This is a genomic window from Prescottella sp. D32 (genome assembly GCF_037287305.1).
GTDB classification, from domain to species: domain Bacteria; phylum Actinomycetota; class Actinomycetes; order Mycobacteriales; family Mycobacteriaceae; genus Prescottella; species Prescottella equi.
This window is the reverse complement of record NZ_JARBSW010000002.1, coordinates 724,252-738,521: the sequence shown is the minus strand read 5'-3', so window position 1 is coordinate 738,521 and position 14,270 is coordinate 724,252. Positions and strand designations below refer to the sequence as shown.

General features: G+C 70.5%; 13 protein-coding genes. 8 read left to right on the top strand and 5 right to left on the bottom strand.

Features of this window, described 5'->3' with window-relative positions:
- Positions 1–14 precede the first annotated feature (14 nt).
- The 4 genes from PSS76_RS13155 (at position 15) to PSS76_RS13140 (ending at position 6,172) form a co-directional block, all read left to right on the top strand.
- Positions 15–1,304, top strand: a complete 1,290-nt coding sequence (locus PSS76_RS13155; RefSeq protein WP_167539348.1) for a M18 family aminopeptidase — start codon at positions 15–17, stop codon at positions 1,302–1,304.
- Between the two features lie 141 nt (positions 1,305–1,445).
- Positions 1,446–3,725 carry a phosphoribosylformylglycinamidine synthase subunit PurL gene (gene purL / locus PSS76_RS13150; protein WP_005515401.1) on the top strand — a complete coding sequence of 760 codons (2,280 nt, stop codon included), beginning with the start codon at positions 1,446–1,448 and terminating at the stop codon, positions 3,723–3,725.
- 3 nt (positions 3,726–3,728) lie between these two features.
- The gene (locus tag PSS76_RS13145; protein ID WP_005515400.1) at positions 3,729–5,510 is read left to right on the top strand and encodes an alpha/beta hydrolase; all 1,782 of its coding nucleotides are present in this window, start codon (positions 3,729–3,731) and stop codon (positions 5,508–5,510) included.
- A complete protein-coding gene (locus tag PSS76_RS13140; RefSeq protein WP_337456249.1) occupies positions 5,507–6,172 on the top strand; it encodes a CPBP family intramembrane glutamic endopeptidase in 666 nt (221 codons plus the stop codon). Before PSS76_RS13145 ends, PSS76_RS13140 begins: the two co-directional genes overlap by 4 nt.
- 6 nt (positions 6,173–6,178) lie before the next feature.
- Here the strand turns inward: PSS76_RS13140 and PSS76_RS13135 are convergent, their stop codons facing one another.
- Positions 6,179–6,625 carry a PPOX class F420-dependent oxidoreductase gene (locus tag PSS76_RS13135; RefSeq protein ID WP_041674568.1) on the bottom strand — a complete coding sequence of 149 codons (447 nt, stop codon included), beginning with the start codon at positions 6,623–6,625 and terminating at the stop codon, positions 6,179–6,181.
- A 55-nt stretch (positions 6,626–6,680) separates the two neighbouring features.
- On the opposite strand from PSS76_RS13135, the gene PSS76_RS13130 reads away from it, so the two are divergent.
- The 3 genes from PSS76_RS13130 (at position 6,681) to purM (ending at position 9,980) form a co-directional block, all read left to right on the top strand.
- On the top strand, positions 6,681–7,067 hold the full coding sequence (locus tag PSS76_RS13130; protein WP_022594222.1) for a sterol carrier family protein: 387 nt from the start codon (positions 6,681–6,683) through the stop codon (positions 7,065–7,067).
- Positions 7,068–7,176: 109 nt separating this feature from the next.
- On the top strand, positions 7,177–8,757 hold the full coding sequence (gene purF / locus PSS76_RS13125) for an amidophosphoribosyltransferase (protein ID WP_005515395.1): 1,581 nt from the start codon (positions 7,177–7,179) through the stop codon (positions 8,755–8,757).
- A 143-nt stretch (positions 8,758–8,900) separates the two neighbouring features.
- On the top strand, positions 8,901–9,980 hold the full coding sequence (gene purM, locus PSS76_RS13120) for a phosphoribosylformylglycinamidine cyclo-ligase (RefSeq protein ID WP_022594223.1): 1,080 nt from the start codon (positions 8,901–8,903) through the stop codon (positions 9,978–9,980).
- A gap of 197 nt (positions 9,981–10,177) precedes the next feature.
- Here the strand turns inward: purM and PSS76_RS13115 are convergent, their stop codons facing one another.
- The 4 genes from PSS76_RS13115 to ygfZ form a co-directional block, all read right to left on the bottom strand.
- Positions 10,178–10,393 carry a DUF3073 domain-containing protein gene (locus PSS76_RS13115; RefSeq protein ID WP_080559279.1) on the bottom strand — a complete coding sequence of 72 codons (216 nt, stop codon included), beginning with the start codon at positions 10,391–10,393 and terminating at the stop codon, positions 10,178–10,180.
- Positions 10,394–10,536: 143 nt separating this feature from the next.
- Complete coding sequence (locus tag PSS76_RS13110; RefSeq protein WP_013414953.1) at positions 10,537–11,532, bottom strand: asparaginase; 996 nt, start codon at positions 11,530–11,532, stop codon at positions 10,537–10,539.
- Positions 11,529–12,179, bottom strand: a complete 651-nt coding sequence (locus PSS76_RS13105; protein WP_022594225.1) for an MOSC domain-containing protein — start codon at positions 12,177–12,179, stop codon at positions 11,529–11,531. Before PSS76_RS13105 ends, PSS76_RS13110 begins: the two co-directional genes overlap by 4 nt.
- Positions 12,176–13,309 carry a CAF17-like 4Fe-4S cluster assembly/insertion protein YgfZ gene (gene ygfZ / locus PSS76_RS13100; protein ID WP_238840340.1) on the bottom strand — a complete coding sequence of 378 codons (1,134 nt, stop codon included), beginning with the start codon at positions 13,307–13,309 and terminating at the stop codon, positions 12,176–12,178. The genes PSS76_RS13105 and ygfZ overlap by 4 nt, the downstream gene beginning before the upstream one ends.
- Before the next feature lie 88 nt (positions 13,310–13,397).
- Between ygfZ and PSS76_RS13095 the strand changes: the two genes are divergently transcribed.
- Positions 13,398–14,258, top strand: coding sequence for an aminodeoxychorismate lyase (locus tag PSS76_RS13095; RefSeq protein WP_064077927.1), 861 nt, complete (start codon positions 13,398–13,400; stop codon positions 14,256–14,258).
- Positions 14,259–14,270: the final 12 nt, after the last annotated feature.

Sequence of the window (14,270 nt, the reverse complement as noted above, 5' to 3'; positions counted from 1 at the left end):
CCATGATGGTCGGTATGCCATCGATGACACAGGCAGACGCCCAGGGATTGTGTTCGTTCGTCGACGCTTCGCCGTCGCCGTTCCACGTGTGTGCAACGGTGGCGTCGGAGCTGTCCGCGAACGGCTTCACCGAGTTGCAGGAGACGGACGCGTGGCCGTCGGCGCCCGGCCGGTACTACCTGGTCCGCGGCGGTTCCCTCATCGCGTGGAGCACCGAGGGCGTGTCGGCCGGCCCGGCGTCGCCGTTCCGCATCGTCGGCGGGCACACCGACAGCCCGAACCTGCGGGTCAAGCAGCACCCCGACCTCGTCTCGGCGGGCTGGCAGCTGGTCGGTCTCGAGCCGTACGGCGGGGCGTGGCTCAACTCGTGGCTCGACCGCGACCTCGGCATTTCGGGGCGACTCAGTGTCCGCGCCGGTGACGCCGTGCAGGAGGTGCTGGTCCGTGTGGACCGGCCCATCCTGCGGGTGCCGCAGCTGGCGATTCACCTGTCCGAGGAACGCAAGGGTGTGCAGCTGGATCCGCAGCGTCACCTCAATGCGGTGTGGGGCACCGGCAGCGAGCCGCGCTCGTTCATCGGGTTCCTCGCCGACGAAGCCGGGGTGGCCGCCGACGCGGTCCTCGGCTGGGAGCTGATGACCCACGACCTGGCGCCGTCGACGGTGGTGGGCGAGGACGCGTCGCTGGTGAGTGCGCCGCGCCTCGACAATCAGGGCACCTGCTACGCCGGGACGCAGGCATTACTCGCCGCCGTCGCCGAGCCCGGCGACTCCACGCCGGTCCTCGCGCTCTTCGACCACGAGGAGGTCGGCAGCATGTCCGACCGGGGTGCGTTCTCGGACCTGCTGAACTCGGTGCTCGAGCGCATCGTGCTGCTGCGCGGCGGCGGACGCGAGGACTTCCTGCGCGCGATGTCCGGGTCGGTGTGTGCGTCGGGCGACATGGCGCACGCGACGCACCCCAACTACCCGGATCGGCACGAGCCCGCACACCGGATCGCGATCAACGGCGGGCCGGTGCTCAAGGTCAACCAGAGCCTGCGTTACGCGTCGGATGCGGCCGGCGCAGCCGAATTCGCGCTGGCCTGCGATCGTGCCGGGGTGCCGCTGCAGCGGTACGTGCATCGTGCGGACCTGCCGTGCGGGTCCACCATCGGTCCCATCACCGCGTCGCGGACCGGTCTGTCGACCGTGGACGTCGGGGCGCCGCAGCTTGCGATGCACTCTGCCCGGGAGTTGATGGGTGCCCGGGACGTCGGGATGTACGCCGACGCCCTCGCGGCTTTCCTGACGCCGGTGCGGTAGCTCTGCCGGTCCGGTCGGGGCGGCGTGCGCGACGGTGCGCGGTGGGTGCGCAGCGCGTCGGCGCCCCCGGCTAGACTTTGCCCTGGCAGTCCGCCGCCCGGCCTGCCCATTCGATCCCAGAGGGAAGGGACCACACGCCCCGTGTCTCCGCAGGTAGATACCGTCACCAACGCTTCCGCGACTCCCGACGTCGCTCAGCCGTTCAAGGAGCTGGGCCTCAAGGACGACGAGTACGCCCGCATCAAGGAGATTCTCGGCCGCCGTCCCACCGACGCCGAGCTCGCGATGTACTCGGTGATGTGGAGCGAGCACTGCTCGTACAAGTCCTCGAAGGTCCATCTCAAGTACTTCGGTGAGACCACGACCGACGAGATGCGCGCGTCGATGCTCGCGGGGATCGGCGAGAACGCCGGCGTCGTCGACATCGGGGACGGCTGGGCGGTCACGTTCAAGGTCGAGTCGCACAACCACCCGTCGTACATCGAGCCCTACCAGGGCGCAGCGACCGGCGTCGGCGGCATCGTCCGCGACATCATGGCGATGGGCGCGCGTCCGATCGCGGTCATGGACCAGCTGCGCTTCGGTGCCGCGGACCACGCCGACACCCGCCGCGTCGTCGACGGCGTCGTGCGCGGCATCGGCGGCTACGGCAACTCCCTCGGCCTGCCCAACGTCGGCGGCGAGACCGTGTTCGACTCCTCGTACCAGGGCAACCCGCTCGTGAACGCGCTGTGCGCGGGCGCGATGCGCGTCGAGGACCTACACCTGGCATTCGCGTCCGGCGCCGGTAACAAGATCATCCTGTTCGGGGCGCGCACCGGCCTCGACGGCATCGGCGGCGTCTCCGTCCTCGCGTCCGAGACGTTCGACGACAGCGCCGGCGGCCGCCCCAAGAAGCTGCCCGCCGTCCAGGTCGGCGACCCGTTCACCGAGAAGGTGCTCATCGAGTGCTGCCTCGACCTGTACCGCGAGAAGCTGGTCGTCGGCATCCAGGACCTCGGTGGTGCCGGCCTGTCCTGCGCGACGTCCGAGCTGGCGGCGGCCGGCGACGGCGGCATGCACATCGACCTCGACCTGGTCCCGACGCGTGCCACCGGCATGACCCCCGCCGAGGTGCTCTCCAGCGAGTCGCAGGAGCGCATGTGCGCGGTCGTCGCCCCCGAGAACGTCGACGCGTTCATGGAGGTCTGCAAGAAGTGGGACGTCCTGGCCACCGTGATCGGTGAGGTCACCGACGGCGAGCATCTCGTCATCGACTGGCACGGCGAGACCGTCGTCGACGCCCCGGCCAACACCATCGCCCACGAGGGCCCGGTGTACGAGCGCCCGGTCGCGCGCCCCGACACGCAGGACGCGCTGATCGCCGACACCACTGCGAACCTGAAGCGCCCCGAGACGGCGGACGAGCTGAAGGCCACGCTGCTGAAGATGATCTCCTCGCCGGCGCTGTGCAGCCGCAAGTGGATCACCGAGCAGTACGACCGTTACGTGCGCGGCAACACCGTGCTCGCGGAGAACGCCGACGGCGGCGTCGTCCGCATCGACGAGGAGACCGGACGCGGCATCGCGCTCGCCACCGACGCATCGGGCCGTTACACGATGCTCGACCCCTACGCCGGTGCGCAGCTCGCGCTGGCCGAGGCGTACCGCAACGTCGCCGTCACCGGCGCGACCCCGAAGGCCGTCTCCAACTGCCTCAACTTCGGTTCGCCGGAGGATCCGGGTGTCATGTGGCAGTTCCAGCAGGCCGTGCGCGGCCTGGCGGACGGTTGCGCGCAGCTCGGTATCCCGGTCACGGGCGGCAACGTCAGTTTCTACAACCAGACGGGTTCGACCGCGATCCTGCCGACGCCGGTCGTCGCCGTCCTCGGTGTGATCGACGACGTGCACCGTCGTATCCCGACCGGCCTGGGCCTCGAGCCCGGTGAGACGTTGATCCTGTTGGGGGAGACCCGTGACGAGTTCGACGGCTCCATCTGGGCGCAGGTCGAGCACGGTCACCTCGGCGGTGTCCCGCCGAAGGTCGACCTCGAGCGTGAGCGCCTGCTGGCGGACATCCTGCTCGCGGGGTCGCGGGACGGCCTGATCTCGGCCGCACACGACCTGTCCGAGGGTGGTCTCGCACAGGCCGTCGTCGAGGCCGCGCTGGCCGGCGAGACCGGCTGCCGGATCCTGCTGCCCGAGGGCGAGGACCCGTTCGTGACGCTGTTCTCCGAGTCGGCCGGTCGCGTGCTGGTCGCGGTGCCGCGCACCGAGGAAACTCGCTTTACCGGTATGTGCACGGCCCGTAACCTCCCGTGGGTGCGTATCGGTGTGGTCGACGAGGGTTCCGATTCCGTCGAGGTCCAGGGTCAGTTCTCGGTGACCATGGCCGAGCTGCGCGAGGCACACGAGGCGACGCTTCCGGCACTGTTCGGGTGATGCGTGACGGACTCGGGGATCGAACGGGAGGCGGTCGCTGAGCTGCGGGAGGACCCGCAGCCCTCGACCCCTGCCGTCCCCGGGTTCGACCAGCGCCACCCGTTCGTCCTCTGGGCGTGGGGCCTGCTGAAGCTCGATTTCACCGGCATCGCCTTCGCGTCGCTCTTCTTCTGCTGGTCGTTGACGCCATCGCTGCTGCCGCGCGACTGGCTCTATCAGGGGCTGATCGGCGGCATCAATGCCGCCTTCGGCTACGCGGTCGGCACCGCGATCGGCTGGCTCGTGTACGAGTTCGGGCTCGCGCGCCGGCCGTGGTGGCCGCTTCCGGACCGGTACATGCGCGCCATCAAGGTGCTGGTACCCGTGGTGTCGGCGCTCGCCGCGATCACGATGCTCATCTATTCGGCCGGCTGGCAACGGGAACTGTCGGCGCTGATGAACGCCGAGGGCACCACCACCACCGGCTACATCCGCACCGGGGGACTGAGTCTGCTGGTGGCGGCGGCACTCATCTCACTGTGGCGCGTGCTGCGCGACCTCGTCCGCTGGGTCGCCCGCCAGCTCAACAAGTGGCTGAAGATCCCGCGGCCCGCCGCATCGGCGGCCGGGTTCGCCGTCGTCCTGGTGCTCGTGTTCATGTTGGTCGACGGCATCCTGCTGCGGGTCGGATACGGCGTCGTCAACTCGATCTTCAGTCTGCAGAACAACGAGACGCGGCCCGGCGCGGTGCAGCCGATCCTGCCCGAGAAGTCGGGAAGTCCGGCGTCGGCCGCGCCGTGGGACACCCTCGGGTTCGAGGGCCGCAACTTCGTCTCCGGCGGTATCCACGCCGACGCACTCACCGCCGCCAACGGCGCACCCGCCAAGGAGCCGATCCGGGTGTACGCGGGTCTCGAGACCGCCGACGACACGGCCGCCCGCATGGACGTCGTGCTGGACGAGCTCGAGCGGACCAAGGCCTTCGAACGCAAGACGCTCGTCATCATCCCGACCACCGGAACCGGCTGGGTCAATCCCACCGCCGCGCAGGCGATCGAACTCGTCGAGAACGGCGACAGCGCTCTCGTCGCGGCCCAGTACTCGTACATGCCGAGCTGGATCTCGTTCGTCGCCGACCGCGGCCGGGCCGCCGTCGCCGGCAACGCGCTGATCCGGGCGGTGCACGACCGGTGGCTCACCAAACCGGAGGCCACCCGCCCCAAGTTGTACGTGTACGGCGAGAGCCTCGGCACCCAGGCCGGCGAGGGCGCGTTCGACGGCCTCGCCGACATCCGGGAGACCGTCGACGGTGTGCTGTGGGTGGGCCCGCCCAACGCGAACCCGCTGTGGAGCGCGCTCACCGAGCGCCGCGACCCCGGCACACCCGAGGTGCAGCCGGTGTACGCCGACGGGCTCGTCGTACGGTTCGCCGACGACGCCGACGCGATCCCCGGCAGCCCCGGACCGTGGCTCGAGCCGCGAGTGCTCTACATCCAGCACCCGTCGGATCCGGTGGTGTGGTGGTCGCCGGACCTGGCCTTCTCACGACCCGACTGGCTTTCGGAGCCACCCGGTTTCGACCGGTTGCCGTCGATGAAGTGGTTCCCGTTCGTCACGTTCTGGCAGGTGAGTGCGGACCTCGCGAACGCGGCCGGCGTCCCGGACGGGCACGGGCACAACTACGGCACCGTCATCCTCGACGGCTGGGTCGCGGTCACGTCCCCGGACGGCTGGACGCCGGCCGACACCGAACGGGTGCGTGGCGTGCTCGAGTCGTTGCGTGGCCACGACGGGCCCGAGAAGTGAGACGCGCGGCGGCGCTCGGGTTCGGCGCGGCGCTCGTCGCCTGGAACAACGGTGTGTTGCCTGCGCTGCGGCTGTCGTCGCGGCACCGGGCGATCGCGGGCACGGTGGTGGCCGCGGCCGCGACAGCGGCCGGGTCCGCCTGCGGTCTGCGCCGGGACGAACTGGGGTTGGGCAACCTCCGGGCCGGATTGCGCTGGGGGAGTGCGGCTGCCGCCCTCCCCGTGGTCGGCTACGCGGTCGCGCTGGCCGTGCCGTCGCTGCACGACCGTTTCGTCGTTCCCGACGACGTGCGGGACGACTTCGGCGAATGGGTGTCGGCGCACATCCCGTTCGGCACCGTCGCGACGGAGGAGTTGCTGTTCCGCGGACTGCTCACGGCGGTCACCGAACGGGCGTTCCCGCCGGCGGGGGCGACCGCGATCCGCGCGGTCACGTTCGGGCTGTGGCACGTACATCCTGCGCACGTCGCGGACGACTCGGTGCCGGGCACCGTCGCGTTCACCGCGGCGGCGTCCCTCGTGTTCGACTGGCTGCGCGCCCGCAGCGGCAGCCTGCTCGCGCCCGCGCTGCTGCACCTGGCCGTCAATGCCGGCGGCGCGCTGCTGCTGCGCCGCATCCAGGTGACCACCGGGGCCCGCGAGGTGCCGCTGCCGCCGGTGTGACGGGTGTCAGGGCAACTGCGCCATGCCGTACACGTGGTCGGTGCGGACACGCAGCACCTGCCGGCGCTCGTCGACCATGGCGCGCCGGAACTCCTCCCAGTCCTCGTGCTCGCGCCCCGTGGCCGTCCGGTAGACGTCGACGAGTTCGTCGGTCGCGGCGTCGTGCGGATCGGCGGCCACCGTGGACAGGTCCGCATCGCCCTCGACGACGGCGTAACTCCAGAAGTCGGGTGCACTCACGTGCAGTGACACCCGGGGATCGCGCGCCGCGTTGCGGGTCTTCGCGCGATCGGCGGTGACCGAGACCCGGGCGATGCGGGTGTCCGGATCCCACGCGTACAGGACGTTGGACAACTGCGGACGGCCGTCGTGCTTGACGGTCGCGAGGACGGCCTTGTTCTGTGACGCAACGAGTTCGAGAAGCGGGCGTTGCGTGTCGACGTCGGTGCTCATGGCTCGTGCAACCGCGGTGTCGGCGGGGTTGTTCCGGCCGGTAGATTCGGTGCCCATGCCAGCCCGTCGTGCCGTCGATCCCGCCGAACTCCGCAGCGCGTTGCTCGCCGTCGGCCCGTGGCTGCGCGGTGAGTCCCCGGACAAGCCCGCCCGCGCCGAGCTCGCCGCCGCGGTCCGCCTCAGCGCCCGGACCCTCGAACAGATCGCACCCGGATCGAGCGTCGAGGTGCGGGTGCCGCCGTTCGTCGCGGTGCAGTGCGTCGAGGGGCCGCGGCACACCCGCGGCACACCGCCGAACGTCGTCGAGACGGACCCGCGGACCTGGCTGTCGCTCGCCACCGGACTGCTCGGATTCGACGACGCGGTCGCGAACGGATCACTCGGTGCGTCCGGCGGGCGGGCAGGGGAGATCGCGCACTGGTTGCCACTGCTCCGTCTGTGACTCGAGTCTCATCGGCGTGATCCTGTGCACCGATCGTCGATCTCGCGCCGAGCGGTAGTTAGAATGGGGCACGCCCCCCCGCACCGAATCCCCTTAGGGAGCGCTTGCCGTGACTCGTGCCGAACTGTCGGTCAACAGTCGGAATCTTCTCGCTACGACCGCACCAGACGAGGACGAGAACGAACCTCGCGAAGAGTGCGGCGTCTTCGGTGTCTGGGCGCCGGGCGAGGACGTTGCCAAGCTGACGTACTACGGGCTCTACGCCCTCCAGCACCGCGGCCAGGAGGCCGCCGGTATCGCCGTCGCCGACGGCTCGCAGGTGCTGGTGTTCAAGGACCTCGGTCTGGTCAGCCAGGTGTTCGACGAGCAGACCCTGGGCGCCATGCCGGGGCACGTCGCCGTCGGCCACTGCCGTTACTCGACGACCGGCTCGACCACGTGGGAGAACGCGCAGCCGATCTTCCGCACCACCGCCGCCGGCACCGGTGTCGCGCTCGGCCACAACGGCAACCTCGTCAACACGGCCGAACTCGCGCAGCGCGCGCGGGAGGCCGGTCTTGTCGACGAGAAGCGTCCGGGTGCCGCGACGTCGGACTCGGACATCGTGGGTGCGCTGCTCGCGCACGCCGCGGCCGACAGCACGATCGAGCAGGCCGCGATGAAGCTGCTGCCGACGCTGCGCGGTGCGTTCTGCCTGACGTTCATGGACGAGCACACGCTGTACGCGGCGCGCGATCCGCACGGCATCCGTCCGCTGTGCCTCGGGCGCCTCGACCGCGGCTGGGTGGTCGCGAGCGAGACCGCCGCACTCGACATCGTCGGCGCGTCGTTCGTGCGCGAGATCGAGCCCGGTGAGCTGCTCGCGATCGACGCCGACGGCGTCCGGTCCTCGCGTTTCGCGAACCCCGAGCCCAAGGGCTGCGTGTTCGAGTACGTCTACCTGGCCCGCCCCGACAGCGTGATCTCCGGCCGTTCGGTGCACTCGACGCGCGTCGAGATCGGTCGCCGCCTCGCCAAGGAGCACCCCGCCGAGGGCGACCTGGTGATCCCGGTGCCGGAGTCCGGCACCCCCGCCGCGGTCGGCTACGCGCAGGGCTCGGGCATTCCGTACGGCCAGGGTCTGATGAAGAACGCCTACGTGGGCCGCACCTTCATCCAGCCGTCGCAGACCATCCGTCAGCTCGGCATCCGGCTCAAGCTCAACCCGCTCAAGGAAGTCATCCGAGGTAAGCGCCTGGTCGTCGTCGACGACTCGATCGTCCGCGGCAACACCCAGCGCGCGCTGATCCGGATGCTCCGCGAGGCCGGTGCACTCGAGATCCACGTCCGCATCGCGTCGCCGCCGGTCAAGTGGCCGTGCTTCTACGGTATCGACTTCGCGTCGCCCGCCGAACTCATCGCGAACGGTGCCGAGGGCAGCGGCGTCAACGCCACCTTCGACGAGATGCTCGAGGGTGTGCGCCGGTCGATCGGCGCCGATTCGCTCGGCTACATCTCGATCGACGGCATGGTCGCGGCTACCGAGCAGCCCCGGTCGCGTCTGTGCGCTGCGTGCTTCGACGGCACCTACCCGATCGCGCTGCCGGAAGGCGGCATCGGCAAGAACGTCCTCGAGGGGATGTTGGAGTCGGCTGCGGGCGCCTCGTTCAGTCACGACAACGACAATGCGGACGCGCTGTCTCGCCCCTAGTTCGCAGGACGCTGCCGGAGTGCGCATCGCACTCCGGTAACGTTAGGGCGCAATCGAGGTGATTGCGCCTGTACACGTATGCCCGACGACGGCTGGCGCCGAAGTCGGGCATTCACCGAGATCAAGGCTGGAGCCAGAAACCGATGACCGAGGACAGTACCCGCACGCAGGGCGCTTCGTACGCCGCCGCCGGAGTGGACATCGAGGCGGGCGACCGGGCAGTCGAGCTGTTCGCCCCGCTGGCGAAGAAGGCCAGCCGCCCCGAGGTGATGGGTGGCCTCGGCGGGTTCGCCGGCCTGTTCTCGCTCAAGGGCGACTACAAGGAGCCGCTGCTCGCAGCGTCCACCGACGGTGTCGGCACCAAGCTGGCCGTCGCGCAGGCGATGGACAAGCACGACACGGTCGGCCTCGACCTCGTCGCCATGGTGGTCGACGACCTCGTCGTGTGCGGTGCCGAGCCGCTGTTCCTGCAGGACTACATCGCTGTCGGGCGCGTCGTGCCCGAGCGGGTGGCGGAGATCGTCGGCGGCATCGCCGAGGGCTGCATCCAGGCCGGCTGCGCGCTGCTCGGTGGCGAGACGGCGGAGCACCCCGGCGTAATGGCCGACGGTGACTACGACATCTCCGCGACCGGCGTCGGCGTCGTCGAGGCCGATCAGGTCCTCGGCCCCGACCGGGTCCGTCCGGGCGACGTCGTCATCGGAATGGGCGCGTCGGGCCTGCACTCCAACGGCTACTCGCTGGCCCGCAAGGTGCTGCTCGAGATCGACCGGATGTCGCTGACCGGCCACGTCGACGAGTTCGGCCGCACCCTGGGCGAGGAGCTCCTCGAGCCCACCAAGATCTATGCCAAGGACTGCCTGGCCCTCGCGGCCGAGACGGATGTGCGCACCTTCTGCCACGTCACCGGCGGCGGTCTCGCGAACAACCTGGCGCGCGTCATGCCGAAGGGTCTCGTCGCCGAGCTGGACCGCGGCACCTGGAGCCCGGCCCCTATCTTCACGATGATCGCGCAGCGCGGCCGTGTCGAGCGCGCCGAGATGGAGCAGACGTTCAACATGGGCGTCGGCATGGTCGCGATCGTCGCGCCCGAGGACGTCGACCGCGCGATGGCGGTGCTCACCGCACGCCACATCGACTGCTGGACACTCGGCACCGTCAAGAAGGCATCGGACGGCGACGCCGCGCGTGCGCTGCTGCTGGGCGATCACCCGCGCTTCTGACGCACCTCTACACCCCGTACGTCCCCGGCGCCTCGAAGGAGGAGCCGGGGACGTCGTGTTCTCGGTGTCGTTCCGGACGGCTGGTGCCGTCGGCGTCGTTCCGGAGCGTTACGGCCACCGCCGGATACCACGAAATGAGGGGGAGCCGGGCGGCTCCCCCTCATTGCGAGGTGTGTCAGGCGACGTCAGTACGACAGTCAACGACGCCAGTCGTCGTAGTCGTCCTCGTCCCAGCGCGAGCGAGAATCCTCGTCGGCGCGCTTGTCCGCGATCACTCCGCCATTGCGGGGTGAGCCAGATGCTCCGCCGTTCGAGAGCTCTCGTTGCAAGCTGTCGAAATCCGTGGACGGCGAGCTGTATTTGAGCTCCCGTGCAACCTTGGTCTGCTTTGCCTTAGCCCGGCCGCGGCCCATGGCTGACCCCCTCGCGCTTTCGCGGGGCGGCCTGGGGAATTTGGCGGCCCCGCGTTGAGTGTTGATGTTTTCCTGACCCACACTCTAGCGTGCAAAACTCGCTTCCGCCTCCACGTATGGTCCCCAGCGGTGTCTGATTAGTCTCACCGGGCCTGTGAGCTGCCGCTATGTCCGATTTGTGCAGGCTGGAACACGCCGGGAACGGCGCGGATCGTGCCGACCCGGGCGCTTCCACCCAGCACCGGCTGCGAGGCCAGCGCGGCGTGGTCCTCGGACCAGTTCACCCCGAGTCGGTGCAGCAGCGCGGCGGTCAGCGGCAGGCGGGCCCGCTCGTGCCCGTCGTCGATCTTGAAGGCGAAGGCGGTTCCGTCCTCGAGTGCGCCGGCGTGGACGCCGTCCGCTCCGGCCTTGCACAGCAGTCCGGGGACGGCGGGCATCAGTCGTGCGTCGTCGCGTCCGGTCCCCGAGATCACGTGCGGGTGCGCGCGGATCGCGTCGGCGACCGCACGTTCGGGAGTTCCGGGGTCGGCGGTGACGAGACGACCGAACGCGCGCGCGAGGTTCGTGAGGGAGACCGGGATGATCGGCAGACCGCAGCCGTCGATGCCGAGTTCGGTTTCCGGTTCGCCGGTGAGATCCGCGATCGTTTCGATGACGACCTGTTGCAGCGGGTGCGTCGGATCGAGGTAGGAGTCGAGCGGCCAGTCGTTCGCGACGCACGCCGCGAGCATCGCCGCGTGCTTGCCGGAGCAGTTCATGTAGACGGCCCGGCGCGGGGCGCCGGCCGCGAGGACCTCGGCTCGGGCCTGCTCGTTCCCCGGCAGGTCCGGCGGGCACAGCAACCGGCTCTCCTCGAGCCCGGTGTGCTCGAGGAGGCGCTCCACCAGTTCGACGTGCGCGGCCTCGCCCTCGTGCGACGCCGAGGCGATCGCCAGTTCCTCGGTCGAACGCGGCACGAAGCCGGCGCGCAGCAGGGCGACCGCTTGCATGGGCTTGTTCGACGAGCGCGGGTAGATCGGGGTGTGCACCTCGCCGAGTTCCACGCTCGTCGTGCCGTCGGGGGCCAGCACGACGAGCGATCCGCGGTGTACGCATTCGCGGAACCCGGATCGGACGACTTCCACCAGTTCGACGCTCACGACGGCACCTGTTCCTCGAGACGGTTCAAGAACTTGCGGATGCGGGTGGCCGCCCCGTCCGCGAGATCGCCGGGGGCGGCCAGGAGTGCGCGCAGCCGGGCCGGATCGGCGCCGGTGAACACGTCGCGGACGGTCACCCCGTGCTCCGGGACGGACACGATCTGCACCGGGTCTCCGGCCTGCAGCCGGCCCGGTGTGAGCACCCGCAGATAGGCGCCGACGTCGGCGCGTCCGGTGAAGCGCCTGACCCACTGCGGCTCACCGGTCCAGTGCGCGAAGGTCCCGCACGGCACGCGGGGTTCGGTGACCTCGAGCTCGGTGGTCCCGATACGCCAGCGGGTGCCGATCACCGCGTCGGTCGTCGCCACGCCGGTAACCCGCAGGTTCTCCCCGAACCAGCCGGCCGGCAGTTCCCGACCCAGTTCGTCGCTCCACCGCCCGGCTTCCTCCGCGGAGTACGCGTAGACGGCCTTGTCGCGGCCTCCGTGGAACTTCGTGTCGCACACGTGGTCGCCGGTCAGCCCGCCGGTCTCGACGCGTACCGGGCCGATCACCGGTCGCTTGTCGATGGCTGTGCGCGGCGAGCGCCGGCTGGGTGCGTCCAGCTCGGCGAACACGACGCACACCGCCTCTACCCGGCCGGTCACCCGCGCCCGCGCAGCCGATCCACGGCGGCGCGGCCGGCCTGGACCTCGTCGTGCTGCGGGACCGAGTCCGCGTCGATGGCGGCGGCACACGGGCCCGCGTCGAGCGCGGTGTCGACCGGCACCGATCGCTTCACGAGGGCGAGCGCGATCGGCCCGTCCTCGAAGTGGTCGACGACGGTGCCGACCCGGCCCACGGCGCGACCGGCGGCGGTGAGGGTCTCGCCCACCTCGGGGCGGCCTTCGGCCGAGCCGTCGAGGTGCAGCATCACCAGGTGGCGCGGCGGCTTGCCGAGGTTGTGGACCCGCGCAACGGTCTCCTGGCCGCGGTAGCAGCCCTTCTCGAGATGCACGGCGCCGTGCTCGGCGGGGCCCCCGATCCAGCCGACCTCGTGGGGGATGGTGCGGTCGTCGGTGTCGAGTCCGATCCTGGGCCGGTGCGCGGCGACCCGCAGCGCCTCGAATGCCCACGTCCCGGCCGGGCGGGCGCCGGCGTCGACGAGCCGGGACCACCATGCGGCCAGATCGGCGCGCGGGACGAGCAGATCGAACGCGTCGTCGGTGGGCCAGGGCATGCGCCGGACGAATCCGCCTCCGGCGAGCGGCACGGCCTCGTACACGCCGGGCAGCGCGGCCACCCCGAGGGCTGCGGTGAACGCGGGCGAAGCCGCGACATCGGGGCCGAGCAGGCTCAGCACGGCCAGTTCGTTGCCGTCCCGGGGTTCGGCCTTGGACCAGAACACCATCTTCTGCAGGAAACCGAGCAGGTCGGCCCCGCGGCCCGTCTCGGTGTCGATCCACGTGACGCCGTCGATATCGGTCATCACGAAGTGGTGCTCGACGCGGCCGTTGAGGTCCAGGCTCAGGTTCTCGGCACTCGTCCCATCCGGCAGGGACGCCACGTGCTGGCTCGAGATGGTGTGCAGCCACGTGAGTCGTTCCTCACCGGAGATCGCGATGACGAACCGGTGGGAGCGGTCCACGACGGCGGCCGCCCGAACCGCGGCGCGCTGTTCGGCGAACGGATCGCCGTGGTGCCAGGCGACACCGGCGTCGGGTGATCCATCGAGCGGCGGCACGGCACCGGGGGAGGAGAGGAGCGGACTGGGTGCGGCGAGCGGAGTGTCGGACACGGACCCATTCTAGAAGCGACGGGGGGTGGGGCAGGGCTGGGCGGGTGTGGAACTGCTGGTGGTGACCGGTTCTGGCTATGGTGGGCGCATGGCTGAGCAGGTTCTGGTGACGCTCGACGGGCAGGTGCGGGACGCCGCGGCGCCCTTGCTCCACGTGGACGACCTGGCGGTGATCCGCGGCGACGGGGTCTTCGAGACGCTGCTCGTACGGGACGGCCGGGCCCGCAAGCCGGCCCTGCATCTCGACCGACTGGAGGCGTCGGCGCGGGCGCTGGACCTGCCCTGGCCGGGGCGCGGCCTGTGGACCCGGGCCGTCGAGGCTGCGGCCCGCGAATGGGGCGGTGACCGCGAGGGCTGGATGCGCCTGGTGCTCAGCCGCGGGCGGGAAGCGGGTGGACCGCCGACGGCCTTCGTAACGGTCGGCGCGGTGGCGGAACGGGTACTGCGGGCGCGGCAGGACGGGGTGTCGGCGCTGACCCTGCCGCGGGGCTATTCGGTGGATCTGTCCGCGTCGGCCCCGTGGCAACTGTTGGGCGCGAAGACGTTGTCGTACGCGACGAACATGGCGGCCCTGCGGCACGCACAGGCGCAGGGTGCCGACGAGGTCGTCTTCACCAGCAGTGAGGGCCGCGTTCTCGAGGGTCCGCGGTCGACCGTCGTGATCGCCCGCGGTAAGACTTTGATCACTCCGCCGCCGGAGCAGGGCATCCTCCCGGGCACCACTCAGAAGGCGCTCTTCGAGGTCGCTCCGGACAAGGGGTACTCGTGTGAGTACGCCCCACTGTTCCCCTCCGATCTCATTGCAGCAGAGGGTGTTTGGCTCGTCTCGAGCGTCACGCTCGCGGCGCGTGTGCACACCCTGGACGGGCTCACGCTGCAGTCCTCACCGGCCGCCGAGGACGTGGCCTCCCTGGTCGAGTTGGCGGTGGAGACGATCGGTTCGGACTGACGCGGACTAGGT